The organism is Promicromonospora sp. NPDC057488 (assembly GCF_042802395.1).
GTDB lineage: Bacteria > Actinomycetota > Actinomycetes > Actinomycetales > Cellulomonadaceae > Promicromonospora.
In genome coordinates this window covers 1-17,723 of the sequence record NZ_JBHVEG010000133.1, presented here as the reverse complement: position 1 = coordinate 17,723, position 17,723 = coordinate 1, and the positions used below count along the sequence as shown (strand labels likewise).

Sequence of the window (17,723 nt, the reverse complement as noted above, 5' to 3'; positions counted from 1 at the left end):
GCATTGAGATCGGTCCAACGATGGACCGATCTCAATGCCAACTGCCGAGTCTGTGATGCAAACTGCCGCGCCTCCGGCGGACCGGCGGAGCACGCCCTTGCCAACGGCTGGTGCGCTGCATCTAATATATTGCATGCCCATTCCTAGGAGCGTGCCCGCGATCGATCGCCGGCTGCTGCGTGACGACGTCTACGGCCGGCTCCGCGACGCGATCGTCGACGGCAGCCTGGCGCCGGGGGAGCAGCTGCGCGACGGCGAGCTCGCCGCCTGGCTCGGCGTCAGCCGGACCCCCGTGCGCGAGGCGCTGCTGCGGCTGGCCGAGGCCGGCCTCGTCGTCGCCCGCCCCGGCAGCTCGACGACGGTGAGCTCGCTGGACCTGCGCGACGTGCGCGGCGCCCGCGACGTCGTCGCCGCGATGCACCAGATCGCCGTGCGGGAGGCGGTCCCGGGCCTCACCGAGGACGACCTCGCGGCCATGCGCACCGCCGAGCGCGAGTTCCGCGCGGCGATCGAGAGCGGCGACGTCGAGGCGGCGCTCCGGGCCGACGACGTCCTGCACGGCGTGCCCGTGCGGGTCGCGGCCAACCGGGCGCTGTCCGCCGTGCTCGACCAGTTCACGCCGGTGCTGCGGCGCGCGGAACGGCTGCGGTTCGCCTCGCTCGGCGGCCGCGCGTCGTTCGCCCGGCACGAGGAGCTGATCCGGCTGTGCGCCGCCGGGGACGCCGAACGTGCGGCGGACGTCGCCTTCGACACCTGGGCCACCCTGCCCGCCGACGCCGACCCAGCCGCCGTCGTCCCCACCGACGCCGAACCCGCGACCGAGGAGTAACCATGGCCCTGTCCGACTTCCCCCGCCACCCGCTGACCTTCGGGCCCAGCCCGGTCCACCCGCTGCCGCGGCTCACCGCCCACCTGGGCGGCGCGTCCGTCTGGGCCAAGCGGGAGGACTGCAACGCCGGCCTCGCCTACGGCGGCAACAAGACCCGCAAGCTGGAGTACATCGTCCCGGAGGCGCTCGCGCAGGGCGCGGACACGCTCGTGTCGATCGGTGGGTACCAGTCCAACCACACGCGCCAGGTCGCGGCGGTCGCGGCATCCCTCGGTCTCAAGGCGGTGCTGGTGCAGGAGAACTGGGTCGACTGGCCCGACTCCGTCGCCGACCGCGTCGGCAACATCATGCTGAGCCGCATCATGGGCGCCGAGGTGCGGCTGGACCCGGCCGGGTTCGGCATCGGCTTCAAGGACTCCTGGGCCCGCGCGATCGAGGACGTCAAGGAGCGCGGCGGCACGCCGTACGCGATCCCGGCGGGCGCGTCCGACCACCGGCTCGGCGGCCTCGGCTTCGCGCGGTGGGCCTACGAGGTCGAGGAGCAGGAGCGGGAGCTCGGCGTCTTCTTCGACACGATCGTGGTCTGCGCCGTCACCGGCTCCACCCAGGCCGGCATGATCGCCGGGTTCGCCGCGCTGGAGGAGGCCGGCGGCCCGCGCCGCCGCGTGATCGGCATCGACGCGAGCGCCAAGCTCGACGAGACCCGCGACCAGGTCGCAAGGATCGCGCGCGCCACCGCGGAGCTGATCGGCGTCGGCCGCCCGCTGCGCGACGACGAGATCACGGTGCTGCCCGGCTGGGCCGGCGACCTCTACGGGATCCCCGTGGAGTCGACGCTCGACGCGATCCGGCTCACCGGCGAGCTGGAGGGCGTCATCATCGACCCCGTCTACGAGGGCAAGTCGATGGCGGGCCTGATCGACCTGGTGACCAGCGGCGACATCCCCGCGACCAGCAACGTGCTCTACGCCCACCTCGGCGGGCAGCCGGCGCTGAACGCCTACAGCGGCCTCTTCACGCAGACCCGCCCGCTGCTCGGCTGACGGCCGGGTGGGCGGCGTCCGGCCCGACGCCGTCCGCCCCGGCCCCGGCGTCGTCCGCCTCCCGGGTCGCCGCCCAGCTCGCGAGCAGCGCGAACCGGTCCGCGGAGTCGGTGCCCGGGGGCGCGCTGTAGGTGACGATCTGCAGCCCCGCCTCGCCGGGCATCTCGAACACGTCGAACGCCACCTCGATCACGCCGACCTCGGGGTGGCGGAACGACTTGACCCCGGTGCGGTGCTCGTGGACGTCGTGCCCGGCCCAGTCGGCGCGGAACTGCGGGCTGCGCGTGGAGAGCTCCCCGACCAGGGCGGTGAGGTCCGCGTTGAGCGGGTCGCGCCCGGCCTCCAGCCGCATCATCGCGGCCGCGGTCCGGCGGGCCAGGGGCCAGTCCACGTAGTAGTCCTGGGCGCGGCGGTCCAGGAAGATGAACCGCGCCATGTTGGGCGTGCCCTCGGTGTCGAAGTGCGGCGAGTACAGGGCGCGGCCCATCAGGTTCGCGGCGACGATGTCCTGCGTCGCGTTGTGCACCACCGCGGGCACCGTCATGTGGTCCAGCACGCGCTGCACCGACGTGCGTACCGCCTGCGGGGCCGGCTTACGGGTGCGCCCGGCGGCCGAGGCCGGGGCGGTCCGGGCCAGGTCGAACAGGTGCTCGCGCTCGGGATCGCTGAGCTGCAGCGCGCGGGCGATCGCGTCCAGCACGCTCTCGGACGCCCCGCGGATGTTCCCGCGCTCCAGCCGCGTGTAGTAGTCGAGGCTGACCCCGGCGAGCAGCGCGACCTCCTCCCGGCGCAGGCCGGGCACCCGGCGCTCCCCGAAGCTCGGGATGCCGGCCTGCTGCGGCGTCACGTTCGCGCGGCGGGAGACCAGGAAGTCGCGGACCTCGTCCTTGGTGCTCATGGCTTCCACCATAGGTACGTGCCCGCGCGGGCGGGAGGTTCCGCCGGAACCCCCCAGCCCGCGCGCGGCCGGTACCCGGTCACAGGGTGAGCAGCACCTTGGTGGCGCGCCGCTCGTCCATGGCGCGGTAGCCCTCGGCGGCGTCGTCCAGCGGGAGGGTGAGGTCGAAGACCTTGCCCGGGTCGATCTTCCGGTCCCAGATGAGCTGGATCAGCTCGGGCAGGAACCGGCGCACCGGAGCCGGGCCGCCGTGCAGGTGCACGCCGGTGAAGAACAGGTCCAGCCCGTCGAGCTGCACGCCGTGCGTGACGCCCACGTAGCCGACGTACCCGCCGGGCCGCGCCGAGCGGATGGCCTGCCACATCGACTCCTCGGTGCCCACCGCCTCGACGACGCCGTGGGCGCCGTACCCGCCGGTGAGCTCCTTGACCTTCGCGGCTCCGGCGTCGCCGCGCTCCTCGATGACGTCCGTGGCCCCGAACTCGCGGGCCAGGGCCTGCCGCTCGGGGTGGCGGCTGAACACGATGACGCGCTCGGCGCCGAGCTGGCTGGCGGCCAGGACGGCGGACAGGCCGACGGCGCCGTCGCCGACCACTGCGATCGTCCTGCCCGGGCCTGCCTCGGCGGCCACGGCCGCGAACCAGCCGGTGCCCAGCACGTCGGACGCGGCGAGCAGCGACGGGACCAGGTCGGCCGGCGGCGGGCCGGGCGTCGGCACCAGGGTGCCGTCGGCCAGCGGGATGCGGGCCAGCTCGGCCTGCGTGCCCTCCGAGCCCATCATCACGTTGTGCACGCAGCGCGACTGGTAGCCCGCCTGGCAGATCTCGCAGGTGTTGTCGGAGGCGACGAACGAGCCGACGACGAAGTCGCCGACCTTGACGTTCCGCACCTCCTCGCCGACCTGCTCGACGACGCCGACGTACTCGTGCCCCATCGGGGTGGGCCCGGCCAGCTTCTCGATCCCGCGGTACGGCCACAGGTCCGACCCGCAGATGCAGGCCGCCGTCACGCGGATCACCGCGTCGGTCGGCTCGATGATCCGGGCGTCCGCTCGTTCCTCGACACGGATGTCGCCGGGGGCGTGCATCACGACTCCACGCATGGGTGGGTATCTCCTTGCTCGGTGCGCCCGCGCCGGGGTGCGGCGCGGGTTCGGTGCTCTGTCGTCCTCCATGAGACGCCGGTCTGCCCCCGAGGTGGGAGGCCCGGGCAGGACCCCTCACGCGAGACGGCGACAACCGGGCCGGTTTCCGGGAGGCTGGGACCCGCCAGGTGTTCACCGCGGACACCCGGGACCGATTTGGAGCGTCATGGCCCGCCTGCTGCACCGCCCCGGCACCTCGCCACGCCTGCCCAGGGGCCGGAACCTCGACGCGAGCTTCCGCCCGACGGCGCCCGCGCGGGCGCCCCGGGTCGCCGGCGGCCGGGCGGGCCGGGACACCGTGGTGGGCCTGCCCGCGAACCCGTTCGGCTACGCGATGCTCGCCACTCTCGGGGTCGGGGCCGGGCTCGCCGTGCTGGGCGCGCTGTCCGCGGTGGCGACGGTGCTCGTCTACGTCGGCCTCGCGCTCTTCCTGGCGCTGGCCCTGGAGCCCGGGACCGAGGCCCTGACCAACCGGGGCCTGCCGCGGTGGGTGGCGGCGACCGTGATGGTGGTCGGGTCCGCGGCGGTGATCGCCCTGGTCGTCGTGGCGGTACTGCCGATCGCCGTGCCGCAGGTCAGCAGCTTCGGCGCCCAGCTCGTCGAGCTGCTGCGCACGCTGCCCGACCAGGCCTGGTACGAGTGGGCCACCAGCAACCTGGGCGCCCTGGACCTGAACGGGCTGCTGTCCTCGCTGACCGACCTGCTCAGCGACCCCCGGCAGCTCTCGGCGATCGCCGGCGGCGTGCTGCAGGTCGGCACGGGGCTGGTCAACGGCGTCACCGCCGTCATCATCGTCACGGCCCTGACGATCTACTTCGCGCTCACGCTGCCGACCATGATCGCCGCCGTCCTGCGGCTGGTGCCGAGGTCGCGGCGCGCGATCACCGGCTCGCTCCTGGACGAGGTGCTCGACTCCGTGGGCCGGTACGTCTCCGGGCAGCTCATCCTGGCGACCATCAACGCCACGTTCACGCTGGTGCTCACCCTGTTCGCGGGCAGCCCCGCCCCGATCCTGCTGGCCGTCATCGCGTTCGTCGCGGCGCTGATCCCCGTCGTCGGAACCGTCATCGGGTCGATCCTCGTCACCCTCGCGACGCTGACCGTGAGCCCGGTCGCGGCGATCGTCGTCGCCGCGTGCCTCCTGGTGTACATGCAGGTCGAGGCCTACGTCCTGTCGCCCCGCGTGATGAGCCGCGCGGTGTCGATGCCCGGCGTCCTGGTGATCGTCGCGGCCCTCGCCGGCGCGGCGCTCGGCGGCATCCTCGGCGCCCTCGTGGCCGTGCCGGTCGCGGCGGCGGGCCTGCTGATCATCAAGCGCGTGGTCATCCCGTACCAGGAGGCGCGGTAGCGCTGACCAGCGCCGATGTTGCTGCGTAGACTCGCGCGATGAGTCTTCTTGCCGCGGAGCACGCGCTCCAGGCCGCCCAGCGGGCCGGCGACGTCAGCGCACTCGAGGCACTGCTGCATCCCCGTTGCGTCGGCGCCGGACCGGACGGGTCCGTGTTTTCCAAGGAGGACGACCTGGCGAGCTACCGCTCGGGCTCGCTGCGGATCACCCGCCTGGAGGAGGAGTCGCTCGACGTCCAGGAGGACGGCGCGAGTGGGGTCACCAGGCTGGTCGCCGCCGTGGACGCGGTCCAGGGCGGAATCGCCGTCTCGGCGCGGCTGACCTACACGCGACTCTGGGTGCGCGGGGACGAGGGCTGGCAGGTCCTGGCCGCCACCCTCGCACCGGCCAGCGCGAGGTAGGCGCAGGCCGCGAGCACGATCGAGGCGGTGGCGACGATGCCCAGGGGCAGGATCGTCGCCGCGCCCGCTATCCCGACCAGCGGCGCGGTCACGCCGCCGAACCCGAACCGGACCATGCCCAGCACCGACGACGCGGTGCCGGCCAGCCGCGGGTACTCGACGAGCGCGAGCGTCGTCGCGGGCGGCGACGTGACGGCCACCCCGCTGGCCAGTGCCAGGAGCGACACGACGACCACCCACAGCGGCAGCGGGGTGAGGCCGGCGGCCAGCAGGCCCAGCGAGCCGAGGAAGGCCACGACGATGCCGATGCCCAGGGTGCGGGGCACGCTCCAGCGTTCGGCGGCGCGGCCGGCGACGTACCCGCAGATCATGAACCCGGCCGAGTTCAGGCCGAACGCGAGCGCGTAGCCCTGCGGCGAGAGGCCGTAGATGCCCTGCAGCACGAAGGTCGCGCCCGACAGGTAGGCGAACAGCGCCGCGTACATCAGGCCCTGGTTCAGCACCGCGCCGAGGAACACCCGGTCGGACAGCAGCACCCGGAAGTCCCGGCCGGTCTGCGCGAACCCGCCGGTGGTGCGCCGCTCGGCGGGCAGCGTCTCGGGGAACGCGACGGCGGCGACCACCAGGAGCACCGCCCCGACGGCGGCGAGGAAGACGAACAGGCCGCGCCAGTCGGTGACGGTGTTCAGCTGGCCGCCCAGCAGGGGGCCGACGATCGCCGCGAGCCCGCCGACCACCGTGAGGCGCCCGTAGAACCGGATCAGCGCACCGCCGGAGAACACGTCCCGCCCGGCGGCCTGGGCGATCACGATGCCGACCCCGCCGGCCAGACCCTGCACCAGCCGCGCGACCACGAGCAGCTCCACGGTGGGGCTGGCCGCGCACAGCGCCGACGTCACGACGTACGCGACGACGCCGACGAGCAGCACCCGGCGCCGTCCGAACCGGTCGGAGAGCGGGCCGGCGACGAGCTGCCCGACGGCGAGCCCGACCAGGCAGGCGGTCACCGTCAGCTGCGCGACCGACGTAACGGCGTCGAGCTCCGCGGTGAGCGCCGGGAGCGCGGGCAGGTACAGGTCCATCGAGATGGGCCCGAACACGGTGAGCAGCAGGAGCAGCGTGGGCAGGAACCGGCTGAGCCGGGGCCGTGCTGGGGTAGGGGTCTCGAGCATGCCAGCAGCGTCGCCGCCCGCGCGTGGCCGGTGGGAGTCCCTGACAGGGCCTCCCAGGCGGATAGGATCCCCGGACGAGCCGAGGGAGCCGAGGAGAACAGGGGCGAGGATGGCGCAGGGCAGACGGCCGCCGACCATGGTCGACGTCGCGCGTGCCGCCGGCGTCGCCCACATCACCGTGAGCCGGGTCGTGAACGACGAGCCCACCGTGCGGCCCGAGACCCGCGAGCGCGTGCTGCGCGTCATCGAGGAGCTCGGCTACCGGCGCAACGACAGCGCCCGCATGCTCAAGAGCGGCCGGTCCACGATGCTCGGCGTCGTCCTCGCCGGGTCCGAGCTGTTCGAGCTGCCGCGCGTGCTCCTCGGCATCGAGCAGGCCGCCAAGGAAGCCGGCCACTGGGTCAGCCTCGCGAGCTGGCAGGGCGGCACCCACGAACAGCTCGAGCAGTGCCTCGGCCGGCTCGTCGGACAGGGCGCCGCAGGCGTGGCGGTCATCGCGGACCGGCCCGTCGCCCTGGAGGCGCTCGACCGCACCGTGACCCGCGTGCCGATCTCCGTGGTCATGTCCGGCAACGTGGCCAACCCGGCGATCGGGTCGGTCGAGCTCGACCAGGAGGAGGGCGCGCGCCTCGCCACCCGCCACCTGCTCGACCTCGGCCACCGTGACATCGTCCACCTGAGCGGCCGCATGGAGACCTTCGACGCCCGCGCGCGCGTCGAGGGCTGGCGCGCCGAGCTCCGCCGCGCGGGCATCGAGGAGCCGCGCCTGCTGCACGGCGACTTCCACGCGCGCAGCGGGCACGCCCTCACCACCGAGCTGATCGACGCCGGCCGGCTGCCCACGGCGATCTTCAGCGGGAACGACCAGATGGCGCTCGGCGTGCTCTCCGCCCTGGCCGCCCGCGGCCTGTCCGTGCCCGGCGACGTGTCGCTCGTCGGGTTCGACGACATGGCCGGCGCCGACTACCTCGTGCCCGCCCTGACGACCGTGCGGCAGGACTTCGTCACCCTGGGCCGGCTCTCGATCGAGGTGCTCCTCGACCTGATCGGCGGCGGCGACGCCCGCCACCATCTGCTGCCCCCGTCACTCGTGGTGCGCGCCAGCACCCGCGCCGTCTGAGGCGGCCTCCGGCACGCCGTACCGCACGCCGCGGAAGGTCAGCGGGCCGGCGGTCGCGGGCGCCTCGTTGACGAGTCCGAGCAGGACGCCGGTGAAGCCGCCCGCCGTCTCGGTGCTGAGCACGGTGTGCGGGAAGGCCGCCAGGACGTGCTCCTCGGCGCCCTGCGCGCACCGGAACTCGTACGACTCTCCGTCCGACCGGATCCGCAGCGTGACGTCCCCGGCGACCGGCACCTCCGGTCCGGTGACCGGCTCGCCGTTGAGGCGGCCCGACACCTGGGCCACGCACCCGCCGGGGCCGCGGCGGACCCGGGCCGCGAGGAAGGTGCTCTCGTCCTGGAAGGCGACCACCCCGGCGTCGTGCGCATCGATCAGGGTGGTGTCCACCACCGCGTCCAGCTCGAACGCGTGCATGTCCTGGCGCCGGGCGAGGAACGCGGGCACCTCGCGCGCCGAGAGCGGGACGGGCCGCGGGTGCAGCGTGACCGTCTCGCCCGCGACGTCGGCGTGGACGGCGGCGTCGACCGGGCCGCGCAGCGACAGCCAGTCGGCCGGGCGGTCCGTCGTGACGGGCAGCCCGGGACTGACGCCCTGGACCCGGCCCGAGCCGGGCGCCAGGACCGGACCGTGCTCGTCCCACTCCACCGGGACGAGCAGCACCTCGCGGCCCAGCGTGTGGTGCTGCGCCACGGGCCGGACGCCGAGCACCAGCGCCCACGCCGCGCCGTCGGGCGTCTCGACGAGGTCGGCGTGGCCCACGTTCTGCACGGGCTCGCCGGCGCCGAGGTGGCGGTGGGTCAGCAGCGGGCTGCGCGGGTCGGTCCGGTAGGGGCCGGTCACGTGGTCGGCGGTCGCGCTGGTGACCGCGTGGTTGCGCTCGGTGCCGCCCTCCGCGCCCACGAGGTGGTACCGGCCGGCACGCTCGTAGATGTGCGGCGCCTCGACCCATGCGCCCCGCACCGCGCCGTGCCAGAGCACGCGCTCCGGCCCGACCAGCCTGAGCGCCGAGAGGTCGAGCTCCCGCAGCCAGATCTCGCCGGGCCCGGTCGCGCCGTCCGCCGTCGCGTCGCGCGCGGCGGTGAACCAGGCGCGGCCGTCGTGGTCGAAGAACAGCGACGGGTCGATCCCGTCGGCCTCCAGCGGGACGGGGACTCCCCACGGCCCGGCCGGGTCGGACGCCGTAGTCAGGTACGTGGCCGCGCCCTGCCGGTCCCGGGCGATCGTGAACACCACGTAGAACACCCCGTCGTGGTGGCGGATCGTGGGCGCCCAGACGCCGTCCGCCACCTGGCTGCCGTCCAGCGGGAGCCAGCTCGCGCCGGTCAGCACGTGCCCGACCAGGCGCCAGGTGACCAGGTCACGGCTGTGGTGCACCGGGATCCCGGGGTGGTAGGCGAAGGTCGAGGTCACCATGAAGTAGTCCTCGCCGACGCGGCACACCGAGGGGTCGGGGTGGCAGCCGGGCAGCACGGGATTGGGGACCAGACGCATGTGCGCTCCTTTGCGCGATGGGTCGCGCTTGACGAAATGGCAACGTTGCCATCAGCATAGGGGCACTTCCCGAGGACCCCCGCAACGAGCCGCCGGGTCCGGCCGGATCACATCGAAGGAGATGTGCAATGCGCACACACAGCAGTGAATCCCGGCGCGCCTCCCGCGCCCTCGGCGCCGGCGCCGCACTGGTCGCGGTGAGCCTGGCGCTGGCCGGCTGCGCCGGTGGAGCGGCGTCCGACGACGGCCCGGTCACCCTGGAGTTCTGGACCTGGTCGCTGAAGGAGGCCGACCCCGCCGCCCAGGCGATCGTCGAGCAGTACGAGGCCGAGAACCCCGGCGTCACGATCAAGCTCTCCGAGGTGGGCGGCACGCCCGAGACGTCGTCCAAGCTGCTGGCGGCCGACCGCGCCGACGAGGCGCCCGACGTCGTGCAGGTCGAGTACCGCGCGCTGCCCTCGCTGGTCACCGCCGGCGTGGTCCGCGACATCACCGAGGACGTCGCCCCGAACCGCGACGCCGTGGCCGACAACATCTGGGCGCTGAGCACGCTCGGCGACCAGGTCTACGGCGTGCCGCAGGACATCGGGCCGATGATGCTCACCTACCGCACCGACCTGTTCGAGAAGTACGGCGTCGAGCCGCCGGCCACGTGGGCCGAGTACGCGGAGGCGGCCGAGAAGATCCACGCCGCCGACCCGGACGTGTACCTCGCCAGCTTCTCGGCGACCCAGCTCGAGTTCTTCGCGGCGCAGGCCGCGCAGGCCGGCGCGCAGTGGTGGGGCACCGACGGCGACGCCTGGTCGGTCGGCATCGACGGCGACGCCTCGCTGGAGACCGCCGACTACTGGCAGGACCTCGTCGAGCGCGACCTCCTGACGGTCGAGCCGCTGCTCACGCCGGAGTGGAACGCCAAGGTCAACGACGGCAAGATCCTGAGCTGGGCGGCCGCCGCGTGGGCGCCGAGCGTCATCTACTCGGTCGCCCCCGACACCGCGGGCAAGTGGGCCTCGATCCCGCTGCCGCAGTGGACACCGGGCGACGCGTCCGTGCCGTTCCTCGGCGGCTCCACCTACCTCGTGCCCGAGAAGTCCGAGCACGCCGAGGAGGCCGCGAAGTTCGCCGCCTGGCTCGGCGCGTCCGACGAGGGCTCGAAGCTGCTGCTCACCCTCGACCTGTACCCGGGCGGCAACGCGGGCCGTGAGGCGACCCTCTCGAACGACCCGCCGAAGCTCATGCCGCAGCAGAAGGACTTCTACGAGGTGGCCGACCAGGTCATCGACGACACGACCATCCCGGTCGTGTGGGGACCGAACGTCAACGTCGCCACCAACGCGTTCGGCGACGCCCTGAACGAGGCGGCGCTCGGCGGCACGTCGTTCCGGGACGTGTACGGCACCACCCAGACGGCCGTCGTCGCGGACCTGGAGAAGTCCGGGTACACCGTCGAGAACCCATGACCGCCGTCGCACCAGTCCGCAGGCGCGGCAGCCGGGGCCGTGAGCTCACCCCCTGGCTGTTCGCGGCCCCGGCGATCGTCCTCTTCGTGTGCTTCCTGCTCGTGCCCATCGGGTACGCGCTGTACCTGAGCTTCCGCGGGCTCCGCATCGAGGGCGCGGGCGCCTTCGGGCGGCGTACCGAGGGGTTCGTGGGGCTCGAGAACTACGTCTCTGCGCTGACGAACCCCGAGCTGCTCGCGGGGTTCGGCCGGTCGCTGGTCTACGGCGCGATCGCCGTGCCCAGCGTGCTCGGCCTGGCCCTGCTCTTCGCGCTCCTGCTCGACACGCCGCGTGCGCGGCTGACGAGCTTCTCGCGGACGGCGATCTTCCTGCCGTACGCCGTGCCCGGCGTGATCGCGAGCCTGCTGTGGGGGTTCCTCTACCTGCCCAGCACCAGCCCGGTCAGCTACGTCGCGCGGGAGCTCGGCGGCGGCAACCTCGACTTCTTCGGCTACCCGACCCTGTACTTCGCGCTCGCGAACATCGCGCTGTGGTCGGGGGTCGGCTTCAACATGATCATCATCTACACCTCCCTGCGGGCCATCCCGCAGGAGATCTACGAGGCGGCGCGGATCGACGGCGCGAACGAGTGGGCCATCGCCTGGCGCATCAAGATCCCGCTGGTGACGCCCGCGCTCGTGCTGACCGGCCTGTTCTCCGTGATCGGCACCGTCCAGCTCTACAGCGAGCCCGCCACGCTGCGCCCGCTGACGAGCACCATCTCGTCCACGTGGGTGCCCCTCATGGCGATCTACCAGGAGGCGTTCGGCAACGACAACCTGGGCGGCGCCGCCGCGGCGTCCGTGCTCCTGGCGGTCGGCACCCTCGTCGTCTCGCTGGTCATCCTGCGCTTCTTCCAGCGCCGAGCGTTCGGAGACGCGTCATGACCACCAGCACCACGGCCCGACGCCGGCCCCGGTTCGCACCGGCCGCCACGATCGTCCTGCTCGCGGGCGCCGTCTACTGCCTGGTCCCCGTGGCCTGGGTGGTGGTCGCGGCCTCCAAGTCGCCCCGCGAGCTGTTCACCAGCTTCTCGTTCCTGCCCGGCTCCGGCCTCGCCGACAACCTCGCCGACCTGGCCACCTACGGCGGCGGCGTCTTCTGGCAGTGGGGCGCCAACAGCCTCGTGTACGCGGGCGTCGGCGCGGTCGCCTCGACCGTCGTCTCCGCGATGGCGGGCTACGCGCTGGCCAAGTTCCGGTTCCGGGGGAGCGACACGCTGTTCGCCGCGATCCTCGCCGGTGTCCTGGTGCCGGGCATCGTGCTGGCGATCCCGCAGTACCTGCTGCTCGCGCAGCTCGGGCTGGCCGGGACGATGTGGTCGGTGCTGCTGCCGTCGATCATCAACCCGTTCGGGATCTTCCTGTGCCGGGTGTTCGCGCAGTCGGCCGTCCCGACCGACACGCTGGAGGCGGCCCGGCTCGACGGCGCGGGCGAGGCGAGGATCTTCACCACGATCGTGCTGCCGATGATGGCCCAGGGCCTGGTCACGGTGTTCCTGCTGCAGTTCGTGGGCATCTGGAACAACTTCCTGCTGCCGTTCATCATGCTGTCCGACCAGCGGCTGTACCCGATCACCCTGGGGTTGTACACGTTCCTGTCGAAGGGCGCCGGGGACTCCGACCTCTACCCGCTCGTGATCACGGGCTCGGCCGTGTCGGTCATCCCGCTGATCGCCATGGTGCTGCTGCTCCAGCGGTTCTGGCGTGCGGACCTGCTGGCCGGCGGGCTCAAGGGATAACGGGCGTCAGCCGAGCACGCCCAGGTGCAGCGCTCGCAGCACGGCGTTGGTGCGGTCCCTGGCCGAGAGCTTCAGCAGGATGGTCGAGACGTGGTTCTTGACCGTGCCCTCGACCAGGGACAGCGCACCGGAGATCTCGCGGTTGGTGTACCCCTCGGCCATCAGCCGCAGCACCTCGAGCTCCCGGCCGGTCAGCCGTTGCGCGGGCAGCGCCTCGGCGCCGTTCGCCGGCGGCACGGCGCGGATCGCGCGCAGCATGCGGTCCGTGATCGACGGCGCCACGAGCGTGCCGCCGCCGGCCAGTGCGTGCACGGCCCGGGTGAGCTGCTCGACCGTCACGTCCTTGAGCAGGTAGCCGCGCGCCCCGGCGCGCAGCGCGTCGAGCACGAGGGTGTCGTCGTCGAACGTGGTGAGCACCAGCACCGGCACGTCGCTGCCCTGCGCGCGCAGCCGGTCCAGCGTCCACAGGCCGTCGTACCGGGGCATGCGCAGGTCCAGCAGGATCACGTCGGGCGCGACGTCGGCGACCACCTCCAGCGCGGCCGCGCCGTCGTCGGCCTCGCCCACCACCTCGACGTCGGCGATCTCCAGCAGCGCCCGGATGCCGTGCCGCACCAGCGTCTGGTCGTCGACGATCACCACCCGCGTCACGTCGGCACCCGCGCGGTGACCCGGAACCCGTCCGCGCCGTCGAACTCGACGCCGCCGCCCAGGGCCTCGAACCGCTCGGCCAGGCCCCGCAGCCCGTTGCCGGGCACCAGCTCACGGAACCCGCGCCCGTCGTCCCGGGTGGTCAGCACGACGCCGTCCGGGCCGGCGGCCACCTCGATCCGCAGCGCGCGTGCCTCCGCGTGCCGCAGGGTGTTCGTGACGATCTCCTGCACGCCGCGCACCAGCGCCGCCGTCTGCTCCTCGTCCACCTGCACGCCGGGCCCCACGTCGATCGACACGTCCAGGTCGGGCAGGTCGCGCACCACCTCCCGGAACGCCTCGGTCAGGTCCGACGACGCCGCCCGCAGCTCGCCGACCGTCGTCCGCACGTCCGCGAGGAGCTCGCGCGCGACCCGGTTGGCCCGCTCGACGTGCTCGCGCGCCTGCTCGCCGTCGCGGTGCCGGGCGGCCTCCAGCTCGAGGGTGAGCACCGTGAGCTGGTGGCCGATGAGGTCGTGCAGGTCGCGCGAGATCCGCAGCCGCTCCGCCGTCCGCGCCGACTCCGTGAGCAGGGCCGACGCCGCCCGCAGGTCCACGTGCGCCTGGCTCAGCTCGCGGCGCAGCCGCTGCTCCCGGATGAGCGTCATCGAGCTCAGCATGGTCGCCACCTGGATGAGCAGGTAGAACCCGACGCCGACCAGGGCGTCCGCGAGCCCGTTGTCCCGCTGCGTCGCGAGCACCACCAGCACCAGCGTGTTCAGCCCGACGACGACGAAGCCCACCCGGAGCGGCGCCACGTAGACGCTCACGCTCGCGATGACCACCAGCAGCACCGGCAGGAGCCCGACCTGTGGCGCGGTGAGCACCACCGCCCACGACGAGACGACCGCGGTGGCGAACATCGCGTGCCGGACCAGGTCGGCGCGCTCGCGCACCAGGGCGCCCAGCAGGGTGACCATCAGCAGCACGAACAGGGCGATCCACCACCCGCGCGGGATGCTCGTTCCCGCGTGCCCGAACAGCACCGGCCCGGCCAGGGCCAGCGCGACCACGAGCATCGCGAGTCCCGACCACTCCTCCGTCCCGAGCCGCATGTCAGCCACCCTACGGGCGCGGTCTGCGGCCTGCCCGTGCCGAAAGTCATGGATGACATCCCTGACCGACGGCACAGGCGCGGGGTGGGGCGGCGCGCCTAGCGTCGTCGGACATGAGCAGTGACACGAACAGGGACCGGGCGCCGGCGATCGAGGCCGAGGGCCTCGTCAAGCGGTACGGCGACAAGGCCGCGGTGGACGGGCTGAGCCTGCGGGTCGAGGCGGGGGAGGTGCTCGGCATCCTCGGCACCAACGGCGCGGGCAAGACCACGACCGTCGAGATGATCGCCGGGCTGCGCCGGCCGGACCGCGGGAGCGTGCGCGTGCTCGGCCTGGACCCGCGGCGGGACCGCGCGAAGGTTCGCCAGGTGCTCGGAGTGCAGCTCCAGCAGGCGTACCTGCACGGCGCGCTCACCGTGGCCGAGCTGCTCGGGCTCTACCGTGGCTTCTACCCGGACCCGCGCCCGGCCGCCGAGCTCCTCGACCTGGTGGGCCTGGAGGAGCAGCGGCGCGTGCGGTTCGAGAAGCTGTCCGGCGGCCAGCAGCAGCGGCTCTCCATCGCGCTCGCGCTGGTCGGCCGGCCGCGTGTCGTGATCCTCGACGAGCTCACGACCGGGCTCGACCCGCGGGCCCGGCGGCGCATGTGGGGCACCGTCGAGCGCCTGCGCGACGAGGGCGTCACCGTCGTGCTGGTCAGCCACGCCATGGAGGAGGTCGAACGGCTCTGCGACCGGGTCGCCCTGCTCGACGCCGGCCGCCTGGTCGACGTCGGCACGCCCGGAGCCCTCACCGCGCGAGCGGGCGCCGACACCCTCGACGACGCGTTCGTCGCCCTGACCGGAAAGCAGCTGGAGGCAGCCGAATGAGCACCACCGCCACCGCCGTCGTCGTCCGCCGTCCGGGCCCGCGGGCCTGGCTGAACCTCGTGGTCTGCGAGGCCAAGATGGTCGCGCGCGACACCGCGGGCCTCGTCGTGCCCCTCGGCCTGCCGCTCCTGATCCTCCTGACGAGCGCCCAGGCGGCCGGCGACCAGGAGGTGGTCGCCGGGTACTCCGCCCTGGAGGCGTACGTGCTGCCGCTGGTGCTCACCATGGTCATCGCCACCATCGGCGTCATCAACATGCCCAGCTTCCTGGCGTACTACCGGCGCTCCGGCATCCTGCGCCGGCTGTCGGTCACCCCCGCCTCCCCGGCGATGGTGCTCGTCGCCCAGGTCGTGGTCAGCGTGCTCCAGACGGTCCTCGGGCTGGCGCTCGCCCTCGCCGTGGCGTTCCTCGGCTTCGGCGCGAGCCCGCCCGCGCACCTCGCCACGGCGATCGGGGTCTACACCCTCGCGATGGCGGCGATGTACGCCGTCGGCATGATCGTGGCCGCCGTCGCGCCGACGCCCAACTCGGCCGTCGCGATCGGGCTCGTCGGCTTCTTCGCGCTCGGCGCACTGGGCGGCATGTTCGGCGGCCCCGGCAGCCTGCCCGAGCCGCTCGCCGCCCTCGGCGAACGGCTGCCCTTCGGCGCGGCGGTCCAGGCGCTCGCGGCGGCGTGGGTGGGTGCGCCCGTCGAGCCGGTGCACCTGATCGGCCTCGGTGTGACGGTCGTCGTCGGCTCGGTGACCGCGGCGCTGCTGTTCCGCTGGGACTGACCGGGGTCAGGCCTTCGCGGCCCTGTGGGCGGTCGGGTTCGCGGCGGTCAGGTCGCGCAGCTCGGCGAGCACCGCCCGCTCGATCTCGACGATCGAGCGCTCCTCGCCGGGGGCGATCCACTGCGTGAACGAGACACCGAACACCGTGGCGGCCGACTCCGCCGCCAGGGTGGCCGCCGGCTCCGCCGAGCCGCGGGCGCGGAGCGCGTCACGGAGCGTCGTGGCCAGCACCGACATCTTGTGCCGCTCCCGCTCCTGCAGCGCGGGGTTCTGGTCGATCACCGTCTGCCGCAGCCGGGAGTGGTCGCGGCGTTCCGCGGGGAAGAACGGCGCCGCCGACTCCAGCGCCGCGCCGACCAGCTCCATCGGCGTGGCGTCGTCCGGCGCCGCCGCTACACCCGCGAGGAACGCCTCCACCAGGAGCTCCTGCCCGTGGAACAGCACCTCGCGCTTGTCGCTGAAGTGCCGGAAGAAGGTGCGTTCGGTCAGCCCCACGGACTGCGCGATCTCCGCCGCCGTCGTCTGCTCGTAGCCGTTGCTCGCGAAGAGGTCCAGGGCGGCGGCCTGCAGCCGCTCGCTCGTGCCGGGCTGCCATCTGACCATGCGTCCAGTCTAGGTGATGACAGCGGCTGACGTCGCGCGTATGGTGATGTCTGTGACTGACAACAGTCACTGACATCACTGGAGGGTTCACCATGCAGGTATTCGTGACCGGAGCATCCGGCTGGATCGGGTCGGCAGCCGTGGACGAGCTGCTTGCGGACGGCCACGCCGTCACCGGGCTCGCGCGGTCCGACGCGGCGGCGGCCGCGCTCGAGGCGAAGGGCGTCCGCGTCCAGCGCGGCGACCTGGACGACCTCGACGGCCTCCGCCGGGGCGCCGACGCGGCCGACGCCGTGCTCCACCTGGCCAACAAGCACGACTTCGCGAACCCGGCCGCGTCCAACGCCGCCGAGCGCGCCGCCGTGCAGACCTTCGCCGACACGCTCGCCGGCTCGGGCCGGGCGTTCCTGTTCGCGGCGGGCACCGCCGGGCTGGCGCAGGGCCGGCCCGGCACCGAGGCGGACACGTCGTCGGCCCACGGCCCCGACTCGCCGCGCGGCGGCGCGGAGAACCTCGCGCTGGAGTACGTCGACCGCGACGTGCGCGCCGTGAGCCTGCGCTTCTCGCCGACGGTGCACGGGGCGGGGGACCACGGCTTCATCTCCGTGATCGCCGACGCCGCCCGCCGGCACGGCGTGTCCGGCTACCCGGGTGACGGCGGCAACCGCTGGGCCGCCGTGCACCGGTCCGACGCCGCTCGGCTCGTCGCCCTCGGGCTGGCCAAGGCCCCGGCGGGCTCCCGGCTGCACGCCGTCGCCGAGGAGGGGGTCACCACCCGCGAGATCGCCGAGGCGATCGGCGGGGCGCTCGACCTCCCGGTCGCGTCGGTCGCGCCCGACGACGTCGTCGCGCACTTCGGCTGGATCGGCGGGTTCTTCGGCATGGAGGGAGCCGCGACGAGCGCCGCGACGCGCGAGCTGCTCGGTTGGACCCCGACGGGCCCGACGCTCGTGGAGGACATCGCCGCGGGCGCCTACTCGACGCCGATCGTCCGGTAGGTGCCGGGCCTAACCCCTTCGAGGCCTAAGTTTCTTCGCTCTGAGGCGACTC

General features: G+C 73.5%; 18 protein-coding genes. 11 read left to right on the top strand and 7 right to left on the bottom strand.

Features of this window, described 5'->3' with window-relative positions; genetic code table 11:
• The first annotated feature begins 133 nt into the window (after nt 1–133).
• Together ACFU5G_RS22155 and ACFU5G_RS22150 are read left to right on the top strand one after the other, a co-directional pair.
• Nucleotides 134–829 (top strand): GntR family transcriptional regulator, encoded by a 696-nt coding sequence (locus tag ACFU5G_RS22155; protein ID WP_377249659.1) that lies wholly within the window; start codon nt 134–136, stop codon nt 827–829.
• 2 nt (nt 830–831) lie between these two features.
• A complete protein-coding gene (locus ACFU5G_RS22150; protein ID WP_377249657.1) occupies nt 832–1,872 on the top strand; it encodes a 1-aminocyclopropane-1-carboxylate deaminase in 1,041 nt (346 codons plus the stop codon).
• Here ACFU5G_RS22150 and ACFU5G_RS22145 read toward each other — a convergent pair.
• Together ACFU5G_RS22145 and ACFU5G_RS22140 are read right to left on the bottom strand one after the other, a co-directional pair.
• Nucleotides 1,844–2,770: a helix-turn-helix transcriptional regulator gene (locus ACFU5G_RS22145; protein ID WP_377249654.1), complete on the bottom strand. Its 927-nt coding sequence runs from the start codon at nt 2,768–2,770 to the stop codon at nt 1,844–1,846. The genes ACFU5G_RS22150 and ACFU5G_RS22145 overlap by 29 nt on opposite strands.
• 79 nt (nt 2,771–2,849) lie before the next feature.
• Nucleotides 2,850–3,872, bottom strand: coding sequence for a zinc-dependent alcohol dehydrogenase family protein (locus ACFU5G_RS22140; protein WP_377249652.1), 1,023 nt, complete (start codon nt 3,870–3,872; stop codon nt 2,850–2,852).
• Between the two features lie 208 nt (nt 3,873–4,080).
• Between ACFU5G_RS22140 and ACFU5G_RS22135 the strand changes: the two genes are divergently transcribed.
• Nucleotides 4,081–5,262, top strand: coding sequence for an AI-2E family transporter (locus ACFU5G_RS22135; protein ID WP_377249650.1), 1,182 nt, complete (start codon nt 4,081–4,083; stop codon nt 5,260–5,262).
• 38 nt (nt 5,263–5,300) lie between these two features.
• A complete protein-coding gene (locus tag ACFU5G_RS22130) occupies nt 5,301–5,663 on the top strand; it encodes a nuclear transport factor 2 family protein (protein WP_377249648.1) in 363 nt (120 codons plus the stop codon).
• Here ACFU5G_RS22130 and ACFU5G_RS22125 read toward each other — a convergent pair.
• The gene (locus ACFU5G_RS22125) at nt 5,585–6,835 is read right to left on the bottom strand and encodes a multidrug effflux MFS transporter (RefSeq protein WP_377249645.1); all 1,251 of its coding nucleotides are present in this window, start codon (nt 6,833–6,835) and stop codon (nt 5,585–5,587) included. The two genes, ACFU5G_RS22130 and ACFU5G_RS22125, sit on opposite strands and share 79 nt — an antisense overlap.
• A 109-nt stretch (nt 6,836–6,944) precedes the next feature.
• Here ACFU5G_RS22125 and ACFU5G_RS22120 point away from each other — a divergent pair, with 109 nt between their 5' ends.
• Nucleotides 6,945–7,955, top strand: a complete 1,011-nt coding sequence (locus ACFU5G_RS22120; RefSeq protein WP_377249643.1) for a LacI family DNA-binding transcriptional regulator — start codon at nt 6,945–6,947, stop codon at nt 7,953–7,955.
• Here the strand turns inward: ACFU5G_RS22120 and ACFU5G_RS22115 are convergent.
• Nucleotides 7,920–9,446 (bottom strand): family 43 glycosylhydrolase, encoded by a 1,527-nt coding sequence (locus ACFU5G_RS22115; RefSeq protein WP_377249641.1) that lies wholly within the window; start codon nt 9,444–9,446, stop codon nt 7,920–7,922. The two genes, ACFU5G_RS22120 and ACFU5G_RS22115, sit on opposite strands and share 36 nt — an antisense overlap.
• 128 nt (nt 9,447–9,574) lie before the next feature.
• On the opposite strand from ACFU5G_RS22115, the gene ACFU5G_RS22110 reads away from it, so the two are divergent.
• From ACFU5G_RS22110 to ACFU5G_RS22100, 3 genes are read left to right on the top strand one after another with little or no spacing between them, the layout of a single operon-like run.
• The gene (locus ACFU5G_RS22110; RefSeq protein ID WP_377249639.1) at nt 9,575–10,906 is read left to right on the top strand and encodes an ABC transporter substrate-binding protein; all 1,332 of its coding nucleotides are present in this window, start codon (nt 9,575–9,577) and stop codon (nt 10,904–10,906) included.
• Nucleotides 10,903–11,832: a carbohydrate ABC transporter permease gene (locus tag ACFU5G_RS22105; RefSeq protein ID WP_377249637.1), complete on the top strand. Its 930-nt coding sequence runs from the start codon at nt 10,903–10,905 to the stop codon at nt 11,830–11,832. Before ACFU5G_RS22110 ends, ACFU5G_RS22105 begins: the two co-directional genes overlap by 4 nt.
• Nucleotides 11,829–12,686 (top strand): carbohydrate ABC transporter permease, encoded by an 858-nt coding sequence (locus tag ACFU5G_RS22100; RefSeq protein ID WP_377249634.1) that lies wholly within the window; start codon nt 11,829–11,831, stop codon nt 12,684–12,686. Before ACFU5G_RS22105 ends, ACFU5G_RS22100 begins: the two co-directional genes overlap by 4 nt.
• Before the next feature lie 6 nt (nt 12,687–12,692).
• Here ACFU5G_RS22100 and ACFU5G_RS22095 read toward each other — a convergent pair whose 3' ends face one another.
• A complete protein-coding gene (locus tag ACFU5G_RS22095; protein WP_377249632.1) occupies nt 12,693–13,337 on the bottom strand; it encodes a response regulator in 645 nt (214 codons plus the stop codon).
• Nucleotides 13,334–14,431, bottom strand: a complete 1,098-nt coding sequence (locus ACFU5G_RS22090) for a sensor histidine kinase (protein WP_377249630.1) — start codon at nt 14,429–14,431, stop codon at nt 13,334–13,336. The genes ACFU5G_RS22095 and ACFU5G_RS22090 overlap by 4 nt, the downstream gene beginning before the upstream one ends.
• Nucleotides 14,432–14,544: 113 nt before the next feature.
• Between ACFU5G_RS22090 and ACFU5G_RS22085 the strand changes: the two genes are divergently transcribed.
• Both ACFU5G_RS22085 and ACFU5G_RS22080 read left to right on the top strand, forming a co-directional pair.
• Nucleotides 14,545–15,297: an ABC transporter ATP-binding protein gene (locus ACFU5G_RS22085; RefSeq protein WP_377249627.1), complete on the top strand. Its 753-nt coding sequence runs from the start codon at nt 14,545–14,547 to the stop codon at nt 15,295–15,297.
• A complete protein-coding gene (locus ACFU5G_RS22080) occupies nt 15,294–16,070 on the top strand; it encodes an ABC transporter permease (protein ID WP_377249624.1) in 777 nt (258 codons plus the stop codon). The genes ACFU5G_RS22085 and ACFU5G_RS22080 overlap by 4 nt, the downstream gene beginning before the upstream one ends.
• A 6-nt stretch (nt 16,071–16,076) precedes the next feature.
• On the opposite strand, the gene ACFU5G_RS22075 is transcribed toward ACFU5G_RS22080, so the two are convergent.
• The gene (locus ACFU5G_RS22075; protein WP_377249622.1) at nt 16,077–16,673 is read right to left on the bottom strand and encodes a TetR/AcrR family transcriptional regulator; all 597 of its coding nucleotides are present in this window, start codon (nt 16,671–16,673) and stop codon (nt 16,077–16,079) included.
• A 104-nt stretch (nt 16,674–16,777) separates the two neighbouring features.
• Between ACFU5G_RS22075 and ACFU5G_RS22070 the strand changes: the two genes are divergently transcribed.
• Nucleotides 16,778–17,671, top strand: a complete 894-nt coding sequence (locus tag ACFU5G_RS22070; protein ID WP_377249620.1) for an NAD-dependent epimerase/dehydratase family protein — start codon at nt 16,778–16,780, stop codon at nt 17,669–17,671.
• The last annotated feature ends 52 nt before the right edge of the window (nt 17,672–17,723 follow it).

Excerpts from the sequence above, each read along its gene's own strand:
- ACFU5G_RS22105 (WP_377249637.1), top strand. The coding sequence starts at position 10,903 with ATGACCGCCGTCGCACCAGTCCGCAGGCGCGGCAGCCGGGGCCGTGAG.
- ACFU5G_RS22100 (WP_377249634.1), top strand. The coding sequence starts at position 11,829 with ATGACCACCAGCACCACGGCCCGACGCCGGCCCCGGTTCGCACCGGCC.
- ACFU5G_RS22090 (WP_377249630.1), bottom strand. The coding sequence starts at position 14,431 with ATGCGGCTCGGGACGGAGGAGTGGTCGGGACTCGCGATGCTCGTGGTC.
- ACFU5G_RS22115 (WP_377249641.1), bottom strand. The coding sequence starts at position 9,446 with ATGCGTCTGGTCCCCAATCCCGTGCTGCCCGGCTGCCACCCCGACCCC.
- ACFU5G_RS22080 (WP_377249624.1), top strand. The coding sequence starts at position 15,294 with ATGAGCACCACCGCCACCGCCGTCGTCGTCCGCCGTCCGGGCCCGCGG.
- ACFU5G_RS22110 (WP_377249639.1), top strand. The coding sequence starts at position 9,575 with ATGCGCACACACAGCAGTGAATCCCGGCGCGCCTCCCGCGCCCTCGGC.
- ACFU5G_RS22075 (WP_377249622.1), bottom strand. The coding sequence starts at position 16,673 with ATGGTCAGATGGCAGCCCGGCACGAGCGAGCGGCTGCAGGCCGCCGCC.
- ACFU5G_RS22085 (WP_377249627.1), top strand. The coding sequence starts at position 14,545 with ATGAGCAGTGACACGAACAGGGACCGGGCGCCGGCGATCGAGGCCGAG.
- ACFU5G_RS22140 (WP_377249652.1), bottom strand. The coding sequence starts at position 3,872 with ATGCGTGGAGTCGTGATGCACGCCCCCGGCGACATCCGTGTCGAGGAA.
- ACFU5G_RS22135 (WP_377249650.1), top strand. The coding sequence starts at position 4,081 with ATGGCCCGCCTGCTGCACCGCCCCGGCACCTCGCCACGCCTGCCCAGG.
- ACFU5G_RS22150 (WP_377249657.1), top strand. The coding sequence starts at position 832 with ATGGCCCTGTCCGACTTCCCCCGCCACCCGCTGACCTTCGGGCCCAGC.
- ACFU5G_RS22125 (WP_377249645.1), bottom strand. The coding sequence starts at position 6,835 with ATGCTCGAGACCCCTACCCCAGCACGGCCCCGGCTCAGCCGGTTCCTG.
- ACFU5G_RS22120 (WP_377249643.1), top strand. The coding sequence starts at position 6,945 with ATGGCGCAGGGCAGACGGCCGCCGACCATGGTCGACGTCGCGCGTGCC.
- ACFU5G_RS22145 (WP_377249654.1), bottom strand. The coding sequence starts at position 2,770 with ATGAGCACCAAGGACGAGGTCCGCGACTTCCTGGTCTCCCGCCGCGCG.
- ACFU5G_RS22130 (WP_377249648.1), top strand. The coding sequence starts at position 5,301 with ATGAGTCTTCTTGCCGCGGAGCACGCGCTCCAGGCCGCCCAGCGGGCC.
- ACFU5G_RS22155 (WP_377249659.1), top strand. The coding sequence starts at position 134 with ATGCCCATTCCTAGGAGCGTGCCCGCGATCGATCGCCGGCTGCTGCGT.